Source organism: Streptomyces sp. 378 (assembly GCF_030124145.1).
Lineage (GTDB): Bacteria > Actinomycetota > Actinomycetes > Streptomycetales > Streptomycetaceae > Streptomyces.
Genome location: NZ_JASKMS010000010.1, coordinates 70,906 through 91,516 on the forward strand (window position 1 = coordinate 70,906; position 20,611 = coordinate 91,516).

Here is a 20,611-nt window from a genome sequence, read left to right on the forward strand (position 1 = left end):
GTGGGGTCAGCGGCTGCCGTCGAGCACCACCCGGGCCACCAGCGCCGGGTCGTCGTTCATCGGGACGTGGCCGCAGCCGGGCAGCCGCACCAGCCGGGCCCCGGGGATGACGCCCTTGGCGCGCACGCCCTGGCGGGGGATGAGCAGCCGGTCCCGGTTGCCCCACGCCACGGTGACCGGCGTGCCCACGATGTCGTCGGTGAACCGCACGGTCCGGCCGGAGCGCAGCGTCTCGGAGAACCCCTGGGCACGGGCCAGCGCGAGCGTCTCGGCGACCACGGCCTCGGGGGACCGGCGGCCCGGGCGGGCGTAGATGGTGCTCGTCAGCAGGGTGCGGCCGAGGGCCGGGCGGGCCAGTCGCTCCACCAGCGGCGGCGGCATCCGCCGGGCGATCTGCCGCATCGTCATCAGCACCGTGAAGGCGTAGCGGCGCTCGGCCGCGTTCCAGAACCCGGCGGGGGACAGGGCGGTGACCGAGCGGACGAGGCGCGTGCGGGCCAGGTCCAGGGCCAGCAGGCCGCCCAGCGAGTTTCCGGCCACGTGCGGCCGTTCGATCTCCAGTGCTTCGCACAGGGCCGTGAGGACCGCGCTCATCGTGGGCAGGTCGTGCGCCATGCCGTCCGGCAGCGCCGGTGACTCGCCGCAGCCGGGCAGGTCCACGGCGATCACATCGCGCTCGGCCGCCAGCGCGGGGATCACCGGGTCCCACACCTGGCGGTGGTGACCGATGCCGTGCAGCAGGAGGAGCGGCTCGCCGCTGCCCCGGCGCGTGTAGGACAGGGTCACGCTCTGCTCGCCCTGCGCGGAGGCGACGTTGAAGGAGACGGTGGCGGACATGGGGTGCTCCTCGGCTGTACTCGCTGACGGACGCCGTAGACAGCTTGTCAGCAATTGCTACTCGCGGGTAGCCCCATGGTGGCGTCACCTTCACGGCCCCGGGCCGCTCAACGCGACCGGCGCACCTCCCGGTTGAACTCACCGTGCCCGAACGACCGGAACAGGCCGACCCGCGGGGGCAGCAGCCACATCTCCACGGCGCGTGCCGCCCGGTTGCCCCCGAGATCGAGCACGCGCCCGGTTGGCGGCCCCAACTCCCCGGGCAGGGCCGTCACCTGCTCCCTGGCACCCGGGTCTTCCCCCCAGGCAAAGACGTTGTGCTCGCCCGGCACACGGTCCGGTTCCGCCATCACCCGGCAGGACCGTGTTGAGCGTCTTCACCACGCGTGCCCGCGCAAGCGCCCGCTGGTCCGCTCACCACCGCTGTCCGACCCGACGGGGGACAGCCGCGACTCACCCTCCGCGAACGCGGCGGATCGGCCACGTCCACGAGGACTTCCCGCCGAGGTTTGCCGCCCCTCCGCCTCCCGCGCGGTGAGCGCCACCCGCCCTCCGGCCGCGTTCACCACGACCTGCCCGAACTCCGCCGCCTCCGCGAACGTCCCCATGCCCGCATCCGGCGCGGACCACCGCACGGCGGCCGCGTCGTCCCTCGTGCGCGAGCCCGGCCGCACCTCGTGGCCCGGCTCCACCGGCCGTTCGCCGAGCGTGCGCCCGACCTGTCCCCCCGTGCCCGACGCCGCGTACCGCGTCGCCACCTTCCGGCCGTACCGCCGTTCACCGGTGCCCTATCGGCCAGTCTGTCCGGGAAGAGACGGTTCCGCCTGGACAGGGCCGCAGCGGTGGGCTGGGATGGAGCCGTGACCACCGAGACCGCGACCGATGTCTTCGAAGCACACCGTCCCGTCCTGCTGGGCGTCGCCTACCGCATGCTGGGGCGCGTCGCCGACGCGGAGGACGTGGTCCAGGAAGCCTGGCTGCGCTGGTCCGGCGCCGCTCGCGACGACGTGCGCGAACCACGCGGCTACCTCGTGCGGATCACCACCCGGCTCGCCATCGACCGGCTGCGCCAGATCAAGGCCCGCGACGAGACGTACGTCGGCCCCTGGCTGCCCGAGCCCTACGTCACCGACTTCGGCGACACCGTTCCGGACACCGCCGAGCGCGCCGTGCTCGCCGACTCCGTCTCCCTCGCCGTCCTCGTCGTACTGGAGTCGCTGTCGCCGCTGGAGCGGGCCGTGTTCGTGCTGCGCGAGGCCTTCGGCTTCCCCTACGCCGACATCGCCGCCATGCTCGACCGCGGCGAACCGGCGGTGCGCCAGCTGGCCGGGCGGGCCCGCAAGCACGTCGGGGAGCGGCGCCCGCGCTACGAGGTCGACCCCGCCCAGCGCCGCGACCTCACCGAGCGATTTCTCGCCGCCGCCGCCGACGGCGACCTCGAAGGCCTGATGGCGCTGCTCGCCCCGGAGGTGCGGCTCGTCGGCGACAGCGGCGGCAAGTCGCGGGCGCCGCTGCGGGTCCTGCGGAGCGCCGACAAGGTGGGCCGCTTCCTCGTCGGCGCGGCGCGCAAGGGTGTCGCGGACTTCTCCGTCCGTTTCCTGGAGCTCAACGGCGGCCCGGCCGTCCTCGTCCTGTCCGGCGGCAGGCCCGATTCCGTCTTCCAGATCGACGTCGCCGACGGCCGGGTCCAGGCCGTCTACGTCATCCGCAACCCCGACAAGCTGCGGTCACTGGCCGCCGCGTGACCGGACGACCCGGGCCCGCCGAGGCCCCCGACCACGGGCCGTGAACGTTCCCGGCCATTGGTCTTGACCAAGGATCAGGGCCGCCCTATGGTCGCAGAGAAGTGCAACAACCTTTAATAAACAAGGGCGCTGAAACGCCGCCGACCACGGCTATCGCGGAGGACAGGGTGGGGACCACGCAGCTGGAATCGGTGCAGGAACCGAAGTACTGGCATCTCAAGACGGTGCTCAGCCAAGCGCTCGACTCGGAGTTCTCGGTGGGGGAGATCCTTCCCAACGAGCGCGACCTCGCGGCCCGCTTCGGCGTCGCCCGCGCCACGCTCCGCCAGGCCCTGGAGCAGCTCGAACTCGAAGGCAGGCTGCAGCGCCGCCGCGGAGTCGGGACGACCGTCGCGCCGCCCCGCGTGGGCGTCTCGCTCGGCACCGGCCCGCACACCTGGCCGGGCGGTCCCGAGGACGCCTGGCAGCCCGTCGACTGCACGGCGGCGGTGCCGCCCGCGGCGGTCGCCGAGGCGCTGGAGACCGGCGAGGAGGAGTCCGTGCACGTCGTGCGCCGCTCCCGTGTCTCGCACGGCCGGCCCGTGGCCGCGGAACTGCTCTACGTCCCGCGGTCCTCGGTACCCGACCTCGCCGGCATCGACGCGGCGTCCGCGGCGGCACGCGCGCGTGCGGTGCTGCGCGAGCTGCAGCGGCTGGAGCCGGAGCGGCAGGAGAACGCGGTGGAACTCGGCTCCGCCGGCGCCGACGAGGCGAAGGAACTGGACCGGCTGCCCGGAGCGCCCGTGCTGGTGGTGACCACGCGGTTCGTCGCAGGGGGACGGACGGCCGCGTTGTCGGTGGCGACCTATCGCGCCGATACGTGCCGGTTGACCTTCGGCGACTCGGGGGACGTGGAGATTCACGCCGGGCTTCAGCGGCAGGCTTCCTGACCCGGGCGCCGTGAGCCGTGCGGTGAGCGGGGCTGCGGGTTCGTCGTGGCTTGTCGCGCGGTTCTGCGCCCCCCCGGGGGAGGGCGCCGGCCGCTCAAGGGCGTTCCACGGTGAAGAGCTGTTCCTCCACGTGGTCCAGGGCCAGGCGCAGGGCGCCCGTCGCCACGGCCGCGTCTCCCAGGCTGGAGAGGGTCACCTCCGGGGGGCGCAGACAGTAGCGGGCGAGTTCCCGGCGCAGGGGTGGCAGGACGCCGTCCAGACCTGCCGCCCAGCCGCCGATGACGACCAGCTCCGGGTCCAGGGCGAGGACGAGGGCCGCCACGTCGTGGACCAGGCGCTGGATGAAGCGGTCGACGGCCGCGCGGGCCCGCTGGTCGCCGCCGCGGGCCTGGGCGAAGACCTCGGCGACGGCCTGCTCGTCGAGCGGGTGCAAGGGCTCGTCGGTGGTCGACAGGAGCGTCTCGGGCGTCACCCCCCGGCCCAGCAGATGCAGCGCGCCGATCTCGCCGGCCGCTCCGCCGTAACCCCGGTGCAGCCGGCCCCCGATCAGCGAACCGGCGCCCGGGCTGAGCCCCGCCAGCACGAACACCACGTCGTCCGACTCGGTGGCGGCGCCCTTCCAGTGCTCGGCGACGGCCGCGGCGTTGGCGTCGTTCTCGACCAGCACCGGGCACTTGAACGACCGGCTCAGCCGCTCGCCCAGCCGCAGCCCCGTCCAGCCCGGCAGCGCCGTGCCCAGCCGCACCGTGCCGTCCGCCTCGACGATCCCGGGCGTGGCCACGCCCACGGCCCGCAGCGAGCCGCGTGCGACCCCGGCCCGCCGCAGCAGCTCCGCGACGGCACCGCGCAGCCGCTCCAGCCGCTCGTCGGCCCCCGCCGTCTCGGGGACCTCCTTGGCCTGGGCGCCGATCACCCGGCCGTCCAGGTCGGACAGCAGCGCGGCCACCCGGTGCGCCCCGATCTCCAGCCCCAGCAGATGCCCGGCCTCCGCCCGGAAGCGGAACCGCCGCGCCGGGCGCCCCTGCCGCCGGGCGGCGCCCTCCTCGGCGGCCTTCTCGACGACGAGCCCGGCCTCGATGAGCCCCTCGACGACGCCCTCGACGGTCGGCCGGGACAGCCCCGTCACCCGGGTGATCTCGGTCAGCGTCGCGCAGTCCGTGGCACGCAACGCGTGCAGCACCACCGCGGAGTTGATCCGTCGCAGCAGCGAGGGGTCCCCGCCGGTCAGCCGCCCCACCGTCCGTCCTCCCAGGTCGTGCGCGTGTTGGCCGGATCGTACTTCGCTACGGCACACCCCGGCGAGGGGCAGACGCCGGCTCTCGCGATCAGCCCGGCGCCACGAAGCCGGACTCGTACGCCGCGATCACGGCCTGGGTGCGATCGCGCGCCCCCAATTTCGCCAGCACCGAGCTGACACGCGACTTCACGGTCTCGGTCCCCACGACCAGGCGGGCGGCGATCTCCGCGTTGGACAGGCCCCGCGCCATCAGCCGCAACACCTCGGCCTCGCGCTCGGTGAGCTGGGCCCGCTCCAGCAGCGCCCGAGCCGCGCGGTTCCCTCCGGTGTCGCCGTACTCGGCGGCGAGCTGCCGCACCGAGGCCGGGAACAGCAGCGACTCGCCCTCGGCGATCAACCGCACCGCGTGCACGATCTCGGCGGGCCGGGCACGCTTCAGCAGGAACCCGTCGGCTCCCGCCCGCAGCGCCTCGTACACGTACTCGTCGTTCTCGAAGGTCGTCACCACGAGGATCCTGGGCGGCTCGTCGACCGTCCGCAGCAACGCCCGGGTGGCCTCGATGCCGTCCAGCAGCGGCATCCGGACGTCCATGGCGACCACGTCCGGCCGCAGCCGCCGTACGAGCGGGATCACCGCCGCCCCGTCGGCGGCCTCCCCGACGACCTCGATGTCGGGCTGTGCCTCCAGCACGGCCCGCAGACCCGCGCGCACGAGGGGTTCGTCGTCGACGAGGAGTACGGTGACCGGCATCGCACCAGCGTAGATCAACTCAGCGGCAACTCGGCATGGACATGCCAGTCGCCTTCGTCGGGTCCGGTCCGGGCCCGCCCGCCGAGCAGAGCCGCGCGTTCCCGTATCCCCCGCAGGCCGCTGCCGCGCCCGGAGCCGGACCTCCCGGCCGGCAGCGGATTGCGTATCGCGAGGACGACGGTGCCCTCGCCGACGTGCACGCGGACGCGCACCGGGACCGCCCCCGCGTGCCGCAGCACATTGGTCAGCGACTCCTGGAGGATCCGGTAGCCCTCCCGGGACACCGTCCCGGGCACACTCTCCACCGGACCGGTCACCTCGGCGTCGACCTTCGCCCCGGAGGCCCGGGCCGACACCAGCAGCCGGTCGGCGTCGGCGAGGGTCGGTCTGCCGCTCACCGGCCTCTGCGACTCGCGCAGCACGCCGAGCACCCGCTCCAGGTCCTCCAGGGCGGCCCGCCCGGTCTCCTCGATGGCACCCAGGGCGCGAGCGGTGAAGGCCGGATCGCCCGCCGCCCGGGCGGCCCCCGCCTGCACGACGGCGACGGTGAGGGCGTGGCCGATGGAGTCGTGCAACTCACGGGCGATCCGGGCGCGTTCCAGGCCGTGTCGTCGGAGTTCCGCCCGGGCGCACTCCGGCTGTCCCTGGCCGCGGTGCCGCGGCGCGGCCGGTGGTTCGCGGCCAAGGCGGCCGTCATCGCCGCACCGGCGCTCCTCGTGGGGCTGGTGACGGCCGTCGCCGCCCTCCTCGTGGCGCGGGCGGGCCTCGGCCCGGCGGCCGACGGGCTCAGCGCCGGTGAGCAGGCGCGCGGTGTCGTGGGCTGCGGCGTCTACCTCATGCTGATGGCCCTGTTCGCCGCCGGAATCGCCGCCCTGCTGCGCAGCGGAGTGGCCACCCTCTCCCTGCTGGTGCCGTTCATCCTCGTCGTGTCCTTCGTGATCGGCGACGCGACGGGCACCGTGGCCGACTTCCTGCCCGACAAGGCGGGTCAGCTCGTCCTCCGGGAGACCTACGACGGCTCCCTCGGGCCGTGGTCGGGGCTCGCGGTGACCGCGCTGTGGACGGCCGCCGCCCTGCTGGCCGGGGCCTGGAGCCTGCGGCGCAGGGACGCCTGACGGCCGACCGGATGACGGCCCGCCAAGTGTCAGTGCGGGCGGGTTTACTGGAGCCATGAACATCGCACAGCACATCGCCCTCATCGACGAGCTGTGCTACCGCCCCTTTCCGGCGGAGCACGGCCCGTCGGACGTCGGTGTCTCGGGGCCCGGTCACCACATCGCGGTGTTAGAAGCCGCGACGGACGGCGACCCGGCGGCCCGCGCGATGACGATCGACCAGTACGAGAAGGACCGGGACGCCGTCTACGAGCTCCTCGCCTCCCGCTGGGGCGACACCGCCCCGTACAACCTGCAGACCGTCCTGCTGCGCACGGCGGGGGAGGAGATACCCCGCCCCTGGGCCGAGTTGAGCGCGCGGGCGAGCGTGGCCCACCTGTGGGAGGTGGAGGGCACGGGCCGCTGGGTCGCCGTGGCGGTCGCGGACCGGGACCCCTCGCGGGAGGTGCAGTTGCTCGCCCTGATCACGCAGACGGACCCGCCGTAGCGGATCAGTCCTCGGCGGCGGCCTTCCGCAGCCGTCCGAACTCCTCCGCCATCGTCTCCAGCGTCCAGTGCGCGTTCAGCCCGCTCGGATTGGGCAGCACCCACACGCGCGTATGGCCGATCGTCCGCGGTTGCGGACCCACCCGCGCCGTGCGGTCGTCGAACGCGGCGCGATAGGCGGTCACCCCCACGACGGCCAGCCAGCGCGGCCGCAGCCGTTCCACCTTCGTCGCGAGCAGCCGCCCGCCCTCCCGGTACTCCGCTGCGCTCAGCTCGTCGGCCCGGGCCGAGGCCCGCGCCACGACGTTGGTGATGCCGAGCCCGTACGACGGCAACTCCTGCTGCTCCGACGGCTTCAGCAGCCGCGGCGTGAACCCGGACCGGTGCAGCGCCGGCCAGAAGCGGTTGCCGGGGCGGGCGAAGTGATGACCCGTCGCGGCCGTCATCAGACCGGGGTTGATGCCGCAGAACAGGACACGCAGGCCCTCCGCGACCACGTCGGGCACGACGCGGTCGCGGGCGGCCTGAAGCTCCTCGGGCGTGAAACGCGCCATCACGGGCGGCGCGTCAGAGGATCGCCCCGGGCGCGTAGCCCGCGGCCCGGGGGTGCTGCTTCACGATCTCCTCGATCCGGGCGACGACGGCGGCGACCTGGTCGCCCGCGGCGCCGGTGAAGGACAGCTTGTCGGCCATCAGCGCGTCGAGCCGGTCGCGGTCCAGCGGGATGCGCGCGTCGGCGGCCAGCTTGTCGAGCAGTTCGTTGCGCTCGGCGCCCCGCTCGCGCATGGCGAGCGCGGAGGCGACGGCGTTCTCCTTGATCGCCTCGTGCGCCAGCTCCCGGCCGACGCCCGCGCGCACGGCGCCCATCAGCACCTTCGTGGTGGCGAGGAACGGCAGGTAGCGGTCCAGCTCCCGGGCGACGACCGCCGGGAACGCGCCGAACTCGTCGAGCACCGTCAGGAACGTCTCCAGCAGACCGTCCAGCGCGAAGAACGCGTCCGGCAGCGCGACCCGGCGCACCACCGAGCAGGACACGTCGCCCTCGTTCCACTGGTCGCCCGCCAGCTCACCGGTCATCGAGGCGTAGCCGCGCAGGATCACCATCAGGCCGTTGACCCGCTCGCAGGAGCGGGTGTTCATCTTGTGCGGCATCGCCGAGGAGCCGACCTGGCCGGGCTTGAAGCCCTCGGTGACCAGCTCGTGCCCGGCCATCAGCCGGATCGTCTTCGCCAGCGACGACGGGGCCGACGCCAGCTGCACCAGTGCCGTCACGACCTCGTAGTCCAGCGAGCGCGGGTAGACCTGGCCGACCGAGGTGAAGGCCTGCGAGAAGCCCAGGTGCGTGGCGATCCGCTGTTCCAGGTCCGCGAGCTTCGCCGCGTCCCCGCCCAGCAGGTCCAGCATGTCCTGCGCGGTGCCGACCGGCCCCTTGACGCCGCGCAGCGGGTAGCGGCCCAGCAGCTCCTCGACGCGGCCGTGGGCGACGAGCAGCTCGTCGGCGGCGGTGGCGAAGCGCTTGCCGAGGGTGGTGGCCTGCGCGGCGACGTTGTGCGAGCGGCCGGCCATGACCAGCTCGCCGTACTCACCGGCCAGCTTGCCGAGCCGGGCCAGGACGGCCACCGTGCGGTCGCGCATCAGCTCCAGCGAGAGGCGGATCTGCAGCTGCTCGACGTTCTCGGTGAGGTCGCGGGAGGTCATGCCCTTGTGCACGTGCTCGTGCCCGGCGAGGTCGTTGAACTCCTCGATCCGTGCCTTCACGTCGTGCCGCGTGACCTTCTCGCGCTCGGCGATGGAGGCCAGGTCGACGGTGTCGAGGACACGCTCGTAGTCGGCGAGCGCCGCGTCCGGCACCTCGATCCCGAGGTCCTTCTGGGCCCGCAGCACGGCGAGCCAGAGCTGTCGCTCCAGCTTCACCTTGTGCTCGGGCGACCAGAGCGTGGCGAGCTCGGCGGAGGCGTAGCGTCCGGCGAGGACGTTCGGGATGCGGGGCTTGGCGGGAGCGGAAGTCACGTGCACGGATTCTACTGGCGATTCGTGCAGGCCAGCGCCTCGGGTGTCCTTGTCGGAACCTACGAGAGGGCGGCGGCCGTCTCCACCTGGGGCTACGCCCGGTCCTCGTACGGCAGCAGCTCCGGCCGCTTGGAGGGCAGGCCGTCACCCGAGGAGCGGCCCGTCAGGCGGCGGCCTATCCACGGCAGGAGGTGCTGCCGGGCGAAGCGCGCGTCGGCCACGCGCCGCATGACCCAGCCGGGCGGCAGCGTCGCGGGTATCGGCGTGTGCCAGTCGGCGTCCCCGGGGTCGTAGCCCAGCGTCTGCCACACCGCCTCCGCGACCCGGCGGTGGCCCTCGGCCGTCAGGTGCAGCCGGTCCACGTCCCACATCCGCGGGTCGCTCAGGGACGGGGCTCCGTACAGGTCGACGACGATCGCGCCGTGCCGGGCGGCCAGCTCGTCGACGCAGGCGAACAGCTCCTCCATGCGCGGCCGGAACCGCTCCAGGACGGGGCCCTGCCGGCCCGGGCTGCGCATCAGGACCAGCTGCCGGCACGCGGGGGCCAGCTTCTCCACGGCCTCCTCCAGCAGGCCGCGCACCCGGCCCATGTCGCACTTGGGCCGCAGTGTGTCGTTGAGCCCGCCGACCAGGGTGATCACGTCGGCGCCCATGGCCGCGGCGACGTCGACCTGCTCGTCGACGATCTGCCGGATCAGCTTGCCGCGCACGGCGAGGTTGGCGTACCGGAAGCCGGGCGTGCGGGCCGCCATCCGTGCGGCGAGCAGGTCGGCCCAGCCCCGGTAGGTGCCGTCCGGCATGAGGTCCGACATGCCCTCGGTGAAGGAGTCGCCGACCGCGACCAGGCTGCTGTAGGTGGGGTTCGTCTGCATGGCGACGGAAATGGTATCCCGTGCACATACCCAGCGGTCGGTCGGCCTCCCGAGGCCTGGGCGGCGGGCTCCCGCCGCCCGTTTCACGCCCGCCGGCCGAACAGCTCCCGCAGGACGTCCTCCATGCTCACCAGCCCGGCCATGCGCCCGTCCGCCCCGACGACGGCGGCGAGGTGCGTACGGCTGCCCCGCATCGCCGTCAGGACGTCGTCCAGCGGTGTGCGCTCCACCACGCGCGCGATGGCCCGCATGTCGCGCAGCCGGAACGGCACGTCACGCCCGAGGGCCTCCAGGGCGTCCTTCACATGGAGATAGCCCACGATCCGCCGCCCGTCGTCCACCACCGGGAAGCGGGAGAACCCGGACTCCGCCGACAGCCGCTCCAGCTCCTCCGGTGTGACGCCGACGCGCGCGTACACCACGCGCTCCAGCGGCAGCACCACGTCCCGCACCGGACGGCGGCCGAGCTCCAGCGCGTCGCGCAGCCGCTCCTGGGCCCGTTCGTCGATCAGGCCGGCCTCGCTGGAGTCCTTCACGAGCTGCGCGATCTCCGCGTCCGAGTAGGAGGCGGTGACCTCCTCCCGGGCCTCCACGCGCAGCAGCCTCAGCAGCGCGTTGGCGAAGGCGTTCACGGTGAAGATCACCGGGCGCAGCGCCCGGGACAGCGCCACCAGCGGCGGTCCGAGCACCAGCGCGCTGCGCACCGGCTCGGCCAGCGCGATGTTCTTCGGCACCATCTCGCCGAGCAGCATGTGCAGATATGTCGCCAGGGCCAGCGCGATCACGAAGGACACCGCGTGGCCCGCCCCCTCGGGCAGGCCCACCGCGTGGAACACCGGCTCCAGCAGATGCGCGATGGCCGGTTCGGCCACGACGCCCAGGACCAGCGTGCACAGGGTGATGCCGAGCTGGGCCGTCGCCATCAGCGTGGACACGTGCTCCAGACCCCACAGCACGCTCTTGGCGCGTCGTTCGCCCCGGTCGACGTGGGGCTCGATCTGGCTGCGGCGCACCGAGATCAGTGCGAACTCGGCGCCGACGAAGAAGGCGTTGACGACCAGCGTCGCCAGTCCGATCAGCAGCTGGACGGCGGTCACAGCTCCACCCCCGTCTCGTCGGGCTTCCGGTCGCCGAGGGGGGCACGCAACCGGACCAGGGCGGCCCGGCGTCCCGTGGCGTCGAGGACCTCCAGGTGCCAGTCGGCCACCTCGAGGGTGTCACCGGCGGCCGGTATCCGGCCGAGCACCGTGGCCACCAGCCCGGCGAGCGTCTCGTAGGGACCCTCCGGCGCGCGCAGCCCGACGCGTTCCAACTGGTCCACGCGCGCGGAGCCGTCGGCCGAGTACAGCGGGTGCCCGGCCTCGTCCCTGCCCGCCGGGGCCAGGTCCGGGGTCTCGTGCGGGTCGTGTTCGTCGCGCACCTCGCCGACGACCTCCTCGACGATGTCCTCCAGCGTGGCCACGCCCGCCGTGCCGCCGTACTCGTCGATCACGACGGCCATCGTGCGCTTGCCGGAGAGCCGGTCCAGGAGCCGGTCGACGGTGAGCGTCTCCGGGACCAGCAGCGGCTCGCGCATCAGCTCGGAGACGTAGATCCGGGTGCGGCGCTCGGCCGGCACCGCCAGCACGTCCTTGACGTGCGCCGTCCCGACGACCGAGTCGAGCGTCCCGCGGTAGACGGGGAACCGTGACAGGCCGGTCGCGCGGGTCGCGTTGGCCACGTCCTCCAGGGTCGCCTGCACCTCCAGCGCGACGACCTGCACCCGGGGCGTCATCACGTTCTCCGCGGTCAGATCGGCGAGGTTCAGGGTCCGCACGAACAGCTCGGCGGTGTCGGGCTCCAGGGCCCCCTCCTTGGCGGAGTGGCGGGCGAGGGCCGCCAGCTCCTGCGGCCCGCGCGCCGAGGCGAGCTCCTCGGCGGGCTCGACACCGATCCGCCGCACGACCCGGTTCGCGGTGTTGTTGAGATGCGTGATGAAGGGCCGGAAGGCGGCGCTGAACCAGCGCTGCGCGTTGCCCACGGTCTTGGCGACCGCCAGCGGCGAGGAGATCGCCCAGTTCTTGGGCACCAGCTCGCCGACGACCATCAGGAACACCGTCGACGCGGCCGTGCCCAGCACCAGCGCGACACTGCGCGACGCCGAACGGGAGAGGCCGAGGTCCTCCATCGGCCCGGCGATCAGGGCGGCGATCGACGGCTCGGCGAGCATGCCGACCACCAGGTTCGTGACCGTGATGCCGAGCTGCGCGCCGGAGAGCTGGAACGTCAGATTCCGTACGGCCTTCAGGGCGCCCTGCGCACCCCGTTCGCCGCGCTCGGCGGCCCGCTCCAGCTCGCCGCGCTCGACCGTGGTGAGCGAGAACTCGGCCGCCACGAAGGCGCCGCAGGCGAGCGAGAGCAGGATCGCCGCCAGGAGGAGGAGCACTTCGGTCATCGGTTCACCCCTGTTCCATGGTTCTCCAGGAAGGGGCGGAAGGCGCGGTGTCGCGCACGGGGAGGCTCGCCCATGGGCGGACGCTCACAACCATTCATGCGGACCGAGTGGCCATTCAAGGGAAAAGGATGGGTAAAACCCCTCCTGGCCGTTCACGAGGCCGGGGGCGGCGCCTGGCCGGTGAGCGGCTTGACCCAGCGCCGCCACTGCTCCTCGGGCCCGTACCCGGCGGCGTCCCACGCCCGGTGTGCGCTCTCGTTGCGGGTGAGCACCATCGCGTCCGCGCGGCGCCCGCCGAGCCGCACGAACCGCTCCTCCGCCGCGGCGAGCAGCGCGGACGCGATGCCCTGGCGGCGGTGGTCCGGGTGCACGGCCAGCCGGTACAGATGACAGCGCCAGCCGTCGAACCCGGCGATCACCGTGCCCACCGGCTCGCCGCCGCGCTCCGCGAGGATCAGTGCCTCGGGGTCCCGTGCGACCAGCCGCTCCACGCCGCCGCGGTCGTCACTGATGCTCGTGCCCTCGGCGGCCACCTTCCAGAAGGCCAGGACGGCGTCGAGGTCCTCGGGCGTCGCCGCCCGGATGCGCAAGTCGGTCATCCCGTGATCACACCACTCGCGCCGGCCCGCGTCAGACCGTTTCACCATCCGGACGTCACTGGTGCGCGATCGCCGCCAGCACGTTCATGCGGGACGCGCGCAGCGCCGGCAGCAGCGCCGCCACGACTCCGACCACCGCCGAGCCCACCACCACCAGCACGATCGTCAGCCACGGGACCGCCAGGGCCGTCATGCCCTGGAGCGCCAGGACCCGGTGCGTGCAGACACCCCACACCAGCCCCAGCACGAGCCCGAGGACCGCCCCGAACACGGCGATCACCACCGACTCCAGCCGGATCATCCGCCGCAGCTGACGCCGGGCCAGCCCGATCGCCCGCAACAGGCCGATCTCCCGAGTGCGTTCGACGACCGACAGCGCCAGGGTGTTGACCACGCCCAGCACCGCGATGATGATCGCCAGGCCCAGCAGCGCGTACACCAGGTACAGCAGCACGGCGATCTGGTCGTGGACCAGCTGCTTGTAGTCGGCCAGGTCCCGCACCTGCACCTGCGGATACGGGTCCAGGGCCTTCTCCAGGCTCGCGCGCAGGTCGTCGTCGCTCGTACCGCCCGAGGCGTTGACGTAGAGCGCGGAGTCCTGCCCGCCCGGCGCGTACCGCTCCAGGGTGCCCAGCCCGAAGTACAGCCCGCCCTGGGTGCCGAACCCCTCGGCGGAGTCCTGATCGGTGAGCGCGCCGACCGTCAGCTCCGCCGAGCGTCCGCCCTGGAACTCCACCGGGAGGGTGCTGCCCACCCGCACGCCGTGGTCGCGCGCGAAGTCCCGGTCCATGGCCATGCGCCCGTCCGCCAGCGCGGCCGCGGAGTCTCCCCGCACATAGGTGATGTTGGCGACGTCGTCGAGCCGGGGGTCATAGCCCGCGGCGGTCGTCTCCACCCGGTCGCCGTCGGGGAGCCGCACCGCGACGGGTGTGAACCGCCCGCGCACCACGAGGCCCACGCCGTCGGTGCCGCGCACCTTGTCGGTGACCTCCCGCGGGAACGGCTGGAAGTTGGTGTTCTGGATGACGAAGTCGGCACCCAGCGTCCTGTCGATCTGCCGGTCGAACGACGCGGTCATCGACTCACTGGCCACCGACATCCCGCCGACCAGGGCGATCCCCACCATCAGGGCGGCGGCGGTGGCGCCGGTGCGGCGGGGATTGCGCAGGGCGTTGCGCTGACTCATCCGGCCGATCGACCCGAACAGCGCGGGAAAGGCCGCGCCGAGCACCCGGATCATCGGGCGCACCAGCAGCGGCCCGGCGACCACGGTCGCGATCAGGGTGAGCACCACGCCGAACCCCAGCAGGGACGCCGCCGTCGCCGTCCGCTCCGACACCGCGCAGCCCACCAGCGCCGCCGCACCGGTCGTACCGACGATTCCGCCCGCCACCGCGCGAATCCGCAGTGGCCGGCCCACCCCGGCGACCTCCGCGTCCGAGAGCGCGGCCATCGGTGAGACACCCGCGGCCCGCCGCGCCGGGAGATAGGCGGCGACGAAAGTGACGCCGAGCCCGACGACATACGCCGCCACCGGTGTCACCCAGCGGATCTCCATCTCGTCGGCGTCGATGTTCATGCCGAGCAGGCCCATCAGCGCGATCAGACCGGCGGCGAGTCCGATGCCCGCGGCCAGCCCCAGCGTGGAGCCGACCAGGCCGAGCAGCAGGGCCTCGGTGAGGACCGAGCGCCGGACCTGGCGCCGGTCGGCGCCGAGCGCGCGCAGCAGCCCCAGCTCCCGGGTGCGCTGGGCGATCAGCATGGTGAAGGTGTTGACGATCAGGAACACGCCCACCAGCACGGCGATCCCGGCGAAGCCGAGCATCACGTACTTGATGACGTCGAGGAACCCGCCCAGTTGCTCGACATCCGACTGTGCCTGCTCGCCGGCCGTCCGGTAGTCGTAGGCGTGCGCCCCGAGCGCGTCCGCCACCCGCTGCTTGAGCTGAGCGTCGCTGACGCCCTCCGCCGCGTCGACCGAGATGCCGGTGGCCGTCCCCGGCCGGCCGAGCAGCTTGGTCTGCGCGGTGGGGGTGTCGACGTAGATCAGCGCGGAGCCGGGGTTGGTGGTCGTGAACGTGACGATGCCGACCACCCGCACCTCGAACGACCCCGGCGGTGCGATGACGGTGAGGGTGTCGCCGATGCGCACGTCCCTGCGGTCGGCGGTCTCGGAGTCGAGCAGCGCCTCGGCGGGGCCGTGCGGGGCGTGGCCCGAGGTCAGCTCCACGGGGCTGCGCGCGTACGGGTTCCAGGCGTGGCCGAGCGTCGGCGCCCCGGTGGTCGGGCCCACCGGCTCGTTCTGCTCGTCGACGACCGTGAGGCCGTTCACCTTCACGTCGGCGCGGGCCGCCGCGACCCCGTCCACCTGCCGGACCCGTTCGGCGAGCGCGGCCGGCAGGGTGGCCGTCCGGCCGGAGGGCACCGCCTCGTCGAGGCCCTCCTTCGGGCTGACCGTCACATCGGCCGCCGTGGAGGCGAACAGCCGGTCGAAGGTGCGGCTGACGGTGTCCGAGAAGATCAGGCTCCCCGTGACGAACGCGACGGACAGCAGGACGGCGAGCGCCGAGAGCAGCAGTCGCCCCTTGTGCGCCAGGAAGCTCCTCAGGGTCGCCTTGAGCACGGGCTCAGTTCTCCTCGGACGACGCCGGGGCGTCCTCGTACCGGGTGCGGATCGCGTCGAACCTCTTCATCCGCTCCAGGACCGCCTCCGCCGTCGGGTGGCGCATCTCGTCGACGATCCGGCCGTCCCCGAGGAAGAGCACCAGGTCGGAGTGGGCGGCGGCGCCCGGATCGTGGGTGACCATGACGACGGTCTGCCCGAGCCGGTCCACCGCCTCGCGCAGGAAGGCGAGCACCTCCAGGCCGGCGCGCGAGTCCAGGTTGCCGGTCGGCTCGTCCGCGAAGATCAGCTCCGGCCGGGAGGCCAGGGCCCGGGCACAGGCCACGCGCTGCTGCTGACCGCCGGAGAGCTGCGACGGCCGGTGCCCGAGGCGGTCCCTGAGCCCGAGGGTGTCGATCACCTGGTCCAGCCACTTCTCGTCGGGCTTGCGGCCCGCGATGTCCATGGGCAGGGTGATGTTCTCCAGCGCGTTCAGGGTCGGGATGAGGTTGAACGACTGGAACATGAACCCGATCCGGTCGCGGCGAAGCCGCGTCAGTTCACGGTCCCGCAGCCCCGTGATCTCCGTGTCGCCCAGCCACACCTGACCGGCCGAGACGGTGTCGAGCCCCGCCAGACAGTGCATCAGCGTGGACTTCCCGGAGCCCGAGGGCCCCATGACCGCGGTGAACCGGCCCCGGACGATGTCCACGTCCACCGAGTCGAGCGCGAGCACGGCCGTCTCGCCCGCGCCGTACGCCTTGGTCAGACCGCGGGCGCGGGCCGCGATCCCGTCGGCCGGCGCGAGGCCGGGAGCATGCTCCGCAGCAGGTGTGGACAAGGCCGCCTCCTCTGGGTGGACGTCAGGACCTCCTGGCCCTGACCGAGGGTAATGTGACCCGGCCCACACTCGGTATCCTCCGCGGGTCGGACTCCGCCCTTGCCGGTGCTAGCACCCGAGCGCTAGCTTCGAGGTATGGCCAAGACCCAGCTGAACGTGCGCGTCGACGAGGGCACCGCCCGAGCCGCGCGAGAACGCGCCCTGGCCCGCGGCATGAGCGTCAACCGCTACATCGAGGAGCTGGTCCGTCAGGACACCGGCGAGGTGGGCCACACCTTCGTGGAGGCCGCCGCGGACTTCATGAAGCAGTACGAGTCCGTCTTCGCCGAGGAGTTCGGCGGGGACCGTGAGGGCACGCGCGAAGGTCGCCACTGAACCGTTGGACAACCTCGAGATCGACCTCGCCTGGCTGCTGATGCTCGCCGAGCAGAAAACCCCCGGAGACCCCCAGGTCACCGACTGGGGAGCCCTCGTCGCCGCCGTCGCCCGGCACCGCGCCGCCGTGTTCGACGTCCCCGTCTACGACAGCCCGCACGCCCGCGCCGCCGCCCTGCTCCAGCTCCTCCTCCACGTCCCCGCGCTGGAACGCTCCAACGCCCTGTTCGCCTCCGCCGTCGCCTACGCGTACCTCGTGGCCAGCGGCGCCAAGGTCGTCACCTCACCCGAGCAGGTCCGCGACCTCGCCCGGCTGGTCAAGAGCGGCGAGGCCTCCGTACGGGAGATCGAGCAGGAGCTGCGCCAATGGAGCCTGTGACTCACCCCTCGGCAGGGCGCCACGCCGTGCCGAGCACGCAGTACGAGGTGGGCAGCGTCGGCCCCTGTTCGGGCATGAGCAACCGCCGGTAGGGGCCGAGTTCGAACCCGGCGTCCCGCAGGGCCCGCACCGGCTCCCGCGCCACATGGCAGCCCCCGCTCAGCACCGGCCACACCGTCCGGTCCAGGGCCTGCTGGGTGAAGGTCATCGCCCGGCCGCCGCCCCGGCCGTGCTCGAAGAACCGCACCTCGCCGCCCGGCCGCAGCACCCGCCGCAGCTCCCCGAGCGCCCGGGGCACGTCCCGCACACTGCACAGCACCAGCGACACCACGGCGGCGTCGAAGCCCTCGCTCTTGACCGGCAGCGCCTCGGCCACCCCCGGCGCCACGTCCACCGGCACCTCGGCGCGCAGCGCGGCCTCCACGGCCAGCTGCCGCAGCCGCCGCTCCGGTTCGATGGCCACGACCTCCGCGACGGTGCCCGGGTAGTGGGCGAAGTTCAGCCCGTTGCCCGCGCCGATCTCGATCACCCGCCCGGACAGCCCGCCGAGCAGTCTCCCGCGGATCCGGCCCATGCCCATCCGGGTCTCGGCGGCCACACTGGCCCGGGCGTAGCAGCGGGCGAACAGCGGATGGTGCACGGCGTCCCGTGGCACCGCGGCGGAACGGAACGGCATGGCGACCTCCCTGACGATGCCGGGCATACCCCGATTCTCCCCGCGACGGGCACGGCGCACCCCTGCCGCCTACCGCAGGCGTACGCGGCCCAGGACCGGACGATGGTCACTTCCGGTCGCCGCCAGTGCCGACACCTCCGCCACCTCCACCCCTCTCCCCAGCACCTGATCGATCCTCGCCACCGGCAGGGCGGCCGGCCAGCTGAAAGCGAACCCCGAGGGCGGGGCGTGCAGCCGGGAGGTGAGCGGCCCGAGACCGCGGTCCCGCACCGTGCCGTTGAGGTCGCCCACCACCAGGAGCCGGTCGGCCGGATCGTCGGCGACCAGGGCTGCGAGCAGGGCCGCGCTCTCGTCACGGGCCGCCGACGCCAGGCCCGCCGGACCGAGCCGGACGGACGGCAGGTGGACCACGTACACCGTGATGCTCCCGCCCGGCGCGGACACCGTGGCCCGCAGGCCCCGCTGCCAGCTCCCCGGGAAGCCCGCGGGCCGGATGTCCACGGGCCGCACGTCCGACAGGGGATGGGCCGACCAGAGCCCGACCGTGCCGTGGACGGCCCGGTGCGGGTGTGAGGCGCCCAGGACGTCCTGGTAGACGGGTCGCGCGGCGGGTGTCAGTTCCTGCACGGCCACCAGCCCCGCACGGGCGGCGCGCAGCGCCCGGGCGGTGCCGGAGGGGTCGGCGTTGTCGTCGGCCACGTTGTGCTGGAGGACGGTCAGGTCGTACGGGCCCGGGGCCCGGATGGGGGAGAACCACATCCCGCCGAACATCCAGAGCCACACGGCCAGAGGCGCCAGGCAGGCGAGGAGCCCCGCCCACGACCGCTTGAGCAGCGCGAGGCAGCCGAGCACGGGCACGCTCAGCCCGAGCCACGGCAGGAACGTCTCCAGCAGGCTCCCCAGCCGCCCGGCCCCGTTGGGCACGGCGAAGTGCAGCACCTGGAGCGCGGCGGCACCGGCCGCACCGCACACCAGCCGCACGTCCCACCGCGACCTGCCGCCGACGGCCACGCTAGGCGAGTTCCGCCGCCACCAGCGCGGCCGTCCGGGCCACCAGCGGGTTGTCGGCCACGGCGTCCTCCTCCGGCTGGGTGGTCAGGACGGACAGCGCGATCGGCGGGCCGTCCGGCGGCCGGACGACGCCCACGTCGTTGTTGGTGCCGTACCGCCCGCCGCCGGTCTTGTCGGCGATCAGCCAGTCGGCGGGCAGGGCCTTGCGGAACTTCTCGGTGCTGGTGGTGTTGCGCAGCAGCCAGTCCGTGAGCCGTGCCCGGTCCCGGGGCTCCAGCGCGGTGCCGAGCACCAGCCGGGCGTAGGTCGTGCCGACGGCGCGCGGGGAGGTCGTGTCGGTCACGCGCCACGGCTCCGCCGAGTTGAGCTCGGGCTCCCACCGGTCGAGCCGGGTGACCCGGTCACCGATCGAGCGGCAGAAGCGCGTGACGGCCGTCGGCCCGCCGAGTTCCTTCAGGAGCAGGTTGCCCGCGGTGTTGTCGCTGAAGCGGATGGTGGCGTCGCACAGTTCGCCGACGGTCATGCCGGTCGTGACGTTCTTCTCGGTGATCGGGGAGTACCCGGACTTCGTGACGTAGTCCTGCGTGTAGCGGACGCGGCGCGCCAGGAACTCACCGTCGTGGTCGAGGTCGCGCAGGACGGCCGCGGCGGCCAGGGTCTTGAACACCGAGGCCATCGGGAAGCGTTCGTCGGCCCGGTACGCCACCGTCCGGCCGGTGCGCAGGTTGCGGGCGTACACGCCCAGCCGGGCGGTGTGCTCCCGCTCCAGTTCCCGCAGCCGCGCGGTGACAGCACCGGTGCCCGGTGACGCGTGGGCCGTGCCGCCGCCCAGCGAGAGAGCGGCGGCCGTGCCCAGCGCGAGAGCCGTGCGGCGGGACGGGCGTGATCCGTTCGTGTGCAAGGTGGTCCCTTCGGAGGCGATCACGTACGTAGGTCAACACGCGATCACGTCCGGTCCGGTTTCACCGCGTGCCCGAACGGGCCCTCATCACGCCTCGGGTGCCTCCCGTACCCGGAACGCCTCCGCGTCCCACGAGCCGTCCAGCCGGGGGGCCAGCCAGTGCGGCGCGGATGCCCGGAAGGCGGCGGGGGAGAGGGCGGCCGACCCCGCCGGAACGGCACCCAGCAGCGGCGCTCCGGCCACGTCCGGCAGGTCCGCGAGATTGCAGCGCGCGGCGAGGTCGGGGGCGGCCGGCCAACTCCCGATCACGATCCCGGCCATCTCCAGCCCTCGGGAGCGCAGTTCACGCGCCGTCAGCTCCGTCGTGTTCAGGGTGCCGAGTCCCGCCGGCGCCACGACCAGCACCGGCGCCGACAGCAGCCGGGCGGCGTCCGCCAGGGTCCCGCCGGCCGCGTCGAACCGTACGAGGAGTCCGCCGGCCCCCTCGACCAGCACCAGGTCGTGCTCGGTGGCCAGCTTGGCGGCGGCCTCCGCGACCTCGTGCGGATGCACCGGGGCCCGGCCCGCCCGGCGTGCGGCCGTCGCGGGGGCCAACGGCTCGGGGTACCGGGCCAGTTCGGCCGTTGTCACCGGCCCCGCCAGGCGCGCCACCTCGGCGGCGTCGCCCGGCTCGTCCGGCCGTACGCCCGTCTGGGCGGCCTTGAGCACGGCCACCGACCGGCCGGCCGCCAGCGCCGTCGCGGCGACGGCGGCGGTAACGACCGTCTTGCCGACCTCCGTGCCCGTGCCCGTGATCACCAGTACCGGCATG

General features: G+C 73.6%; 22 protein-coding genes and 1 pseudogene. 6 read left to right on the forward strand and 17 right to left on the reverse strand.

Annotated elements, in window-relative coordinates; all coding sequences use genetic code 11:
- Positions 1 to 6: 6 nt before the first annotated feature.
- A complete protein-coding gene (locus QNO09_RS16030) occupies positions 7 to 837 on the reverse strand; it encodes an alpha/beta fold hydrolase (RefSeq protein ID WP_283970855.1) in 831 nt (276 codons plus the stop codon).
- A gap of 107 nt (positions 838 to 944) precedes the next feature.
- Positions 945 to 1,187: a hypothetical protein gene (locus QNO09_RS16035; protein ID WP_283970856.1), complete on the reverse strand. Its 243-nt coding sequence runs from the start codon at positions 1,185 to 1,187 to the stop codon at positions 945 to 947.
- Positions 1,188 to 1,697: 510 nt separating this feature from the next.
- Between QNO09_RS16035 and QNO09_RS16040 the strand changes: the two genes are divergently transcribed.
- Both QNO09_RS16040 and QNO09_RS16045 read left to right on the forward strand, forming a co-directional pair.
- Positions 1,698 to 2,582 (forward strand): RNA polymerase sigma-70 factor, encoded by an 885-nt coding sequence (locus QNO09_RS16040; RefSeq protein ID WP_283970857.1) that lies wholly within the window; start codon positions 1,698 to 1,700, stop codon positions 2,580 to 2,582.
- 167 nt (positions 2,583 to 2,749) lie between these two features.
- The gene (locus QNO09_RS16045; protein WP_283970858.1) at positions 2,750 to 3,511 is read left to right on the forward strand and encodes a GntR family transcriptional regulator; all 762 of its coding nucleotides are present in this window, start codon (positions 2,750 to 2,752) and stop codon (positions 3,509 to 3,511) included.
- A gap of 94 nt (positions 3,512 to 3,605) precedes the next feature.
- Here QNO09_RS16045 and QNO09_RS16050 read toward each other — a convergent pair whose 3' ends face one another.
- From QNO09_RS16050 to QNO09_RS16060, 3 genes and pseudogenes are all read right to left on the reverse strand, one after another.
- A complete protein-coding gene (locus QNO09_RS16050; RefSeq protein ID WP_283970859.1) occupies positions 3,606 to 4,748 on the reverse strand; it encodes an ROK family transcriptional regulator in 1,143 nt (380 codons plus the stop codon).
- An 88-nt stretch (positions 4,749 to 4,836) separates the two neighbouring features.
- Positions 4,837 to 5,499, reverse strand: a complete 663-nt coding sequence (locus QNO09_RS16055; RefSeq protein ID WP_283970860.1) for a response regulator transcription factor — start codon at positions 5,497 to 5,499, stop codon at positions 4,837 to 4,839.
- 14 nt (positions 5,500 to 5,513) lie between these two features.
- Positions 5,514 to 6,101: pseudogene (locus tag QNO09_RS16060) on the reverse strand (sensor histidine kinase); the annotation flags it as partial.
- On the opposite strand from QNO09_RS16060, the gene QNO09_RS16065 reads away from it, so the two are divergent.
- Both QNO09_RS16065 and QNO09_RS16070 read left to right on the forward strand, forming a co-directional pair.
- Positions 6,054 to 6,614, forward strand: coding sequence for an ABC transporter permease (locus tag QNO09_RS16065; RefSeq protein WP_283971009.1), 561 nt, complete (start codon positions 6,054 to 6,056; stop codon positions 6,612 to 6,614). The pseudogene QNO09_RS16060 and the gene QNO09_RS16065 overlap by 48 nt on opposite strands.
- A 55-nt stretch (positions 6,615 to 6,669) precedes the next feature.
- On the forward strand, positions 6,670 to 7,101 hold the full coding sequence (locus QNO09_RS16070; protein WP_283970861.1) for a hypothetical protein: 432 nt from the start codon (positions 6,670 to 6,672) through the stop codon (positions 7,099 to 7,101).
- Between the two features lie 4 nt (positions 7,102 to 7,105).
- On the opposite strand, the gene mug is transcribed toward QNO09_RS16070, so the two are convergent.
- The 8 genes from mug to QNO09_RS16110 form a co-directional block, all read right to left on the reverse strand.
- Complete coding sequence (gene mug, locus QNO09_RS16075; RefSeq protein ID WP_283970862.1) at positions 7,106 to 7,654, reverse strand: G/U mismatch-specific DNA glycosylase; 549 nt, start codon at positions 7,652 to 7,654, stop codon at positions 7,106 to 7,108.
- Positions 7,655 to 7,667: 13 nt separating this feature from the next.
- Positions 7,668 to 9,110 carry an adenylosuccinate lyase gene (gene purB / locus QNO09_RS16080; protein ID WP_283970863.1) on the reverse strand — a complete coding sequence of 481 codons (1,443 nt, stop codon included), beginning with the start codon at positions 9,108 to 9,110 and terminating at the stop codon, positions 7,668 to 7,670.
- Between the two features lie 92 nt (positions 9,111 to 9,202).
- Positions 9,203 to 9,982 (reverse strand): SGNH/GDSL hydrolase family protein, encoded by a 780-nt coding sequence (locus QNO09_RS16085; RefSeq protein WP_283970864.1) that lies wholly within the window; start codon positions 9,980 to 9,982, stop codon positions 9,203 to 9,205.
- Between the two features lie 83 nt (positions 9,983 to 10,065).
- On the reverse strand, positions 10,066 to 11,079 hold the full coding sequence (locus tag QNO09_RS16090) for a hemolysin family protein (protein WP_283970865.1): 1,014 nt from the start codon (positions 11,077 to 11,079) through the stop codon (positions 10,066 to 10,068).
- Positions 11,076 to 12,416 carry a hemolysin family protein gene (locus tag QNO09_RS16095; RefSeq protein WP_283970866.1) on the reverse strand — a complete coding sequence of 447 codons (1,341 nt, stop codon included), beginning with the start codon at positions 12,414 to 12,416 and terminating at the stop codon, positions 11,076 to 11,078. Before QNO09_RS16095 ends, QNO09_RS16090 begins: the two co-directional genes overlap by 4 nt.
- Before the next feature lie 152 nt (positions 12,417 to 12,568).
- Complete coding sequence (locus QNO09_RS16100; protein WP_283970867.1) at positions 12,569 to 13,063, reverse strand: GNAT family N-acetyltransferase; 495 nt, start codon at positions 13,061 to 13,063, stop codon at positions 12,569 to 12,571.
- Positions 13,064 to 13,070: 7 nt separating this feature from the next.
- Complete coding sequence (locus QNO09_RS16105) at positions 13,071 to 15,638, reverse strand: ABC transporter permease (RefSeq protein ID WP_283970868.1); 2,568 nt, start codon at positions 15,636 to 15,638, stop codon at positions 13,071 to 13,073.
- A gap of 4 nt (positions 15,639 to 15,642) precedes the next feature.
- On the reverse strand, positions 15,643 to 16,458 hold the full coding sequence (locus QNO09_RS16110; protein ID WP_283970869.1) for an ABC transporter ATP-binding protein: 816 nt from the start codon (positions 16,456 to 16,458) through the stop codon (positions 15,643 to 15,645).
- Positions 16,459 to 16,593: 135 nt separating this feature from the next.
- On the opposite strand from QNO09_RS16110, the gene QNO09_RS16115 reads away from it, so the two are divergent.
- Together QNO09_RS16115 and QNO09_RS16120 are read left to right on the forward strand one after the other, a co-directional pair.
- On the forward strand, positions 16,594 to 16,833 hold the full coding sequence (locus QNO09_RS16115; RefSeq protein ID WP_086560028.1) for a toxin-antitoxin system HicB family antitoxin: 240 nt from the start codon (positions 16,594 to 16,596) through the stop codon (positions 16,831 to 16,833).
- A gap of 4 nt (positions 16,834 to 16,837) precedes the next feature.
- Positions 16,838 to 17,212: a fic family toxin-antitoxin system, toxin component gene (locus tag QNO09_RS16120; protein ID WP_283970870.1), complete on the forward strand. Its 375-nt coding sequence runs from the start codon at positions 16,838 to 16,840 to the stop codon at positions 17,210 to 17,212.
- A gap of 1 nt (position 17,213) precedes the next feature.
- On the opposite strand, the gene QNO09_RS16125 is transcribed toward QNO09_RS16120, so the two are convergent.
- The 4 genes from QNO09_RS16125 to bioD form a co-directional block, all read right to left on the reverse strand.
- The gene (locus QNO09_RS16125; RefSeq protein WP_283971010.1) at positions 17,214 to 17,888 is read right to left on the reverse strand and encodes a class I SAM-dependent methyltransferase; all 675 of its coding nucleotides are present in this window, start codon (positions 17,886 to 17,888) and stop codon (positions 17,214 to 17,216) included.
- A 69-nt stretch (positions 17,889 to 17,957) separates the two neighbouring features.
- Positions 17,958 to 18,899, reverse strand: coding sequence for an endonuclease/exonuclease/phosphatase family protein (locus QNO09_RS16130; RefSeq protein WP_283970871.1), 942 nt, complete (start codon positions 18,897 to 18,899; stop codon positions 17,958 to 17,960).
- A 1-nt stretch (position 18,900) separates the two neighbouring features.
- Complete coding sequence (bla, locus tag QNO09_RS16135; RefSeq protein WP_283970872.1) at positions 18,901 to 19,800, reverse strand: class A beta-lactamase; 900 nt, start codon at positions 19,798 to 19,800, stop codon at positions 18,901 to 18,903.
- An 87-nt stretch (positions 19,801 to 19,887) separates the two neighbouring features.
- Complete coding sequence (gene bioD, locus QNO09_RS16140) at positions 19,888 to 20,610, reverse strand: dethiobiotin synthase (protein WP_283970873.1); 723 nt, start codon at positions 20,608 to 20,610, stop codon at positions 19,888 to 19,890.
- Between the last annotated feature and the right edge of the window lies 1 nt (position 20,611).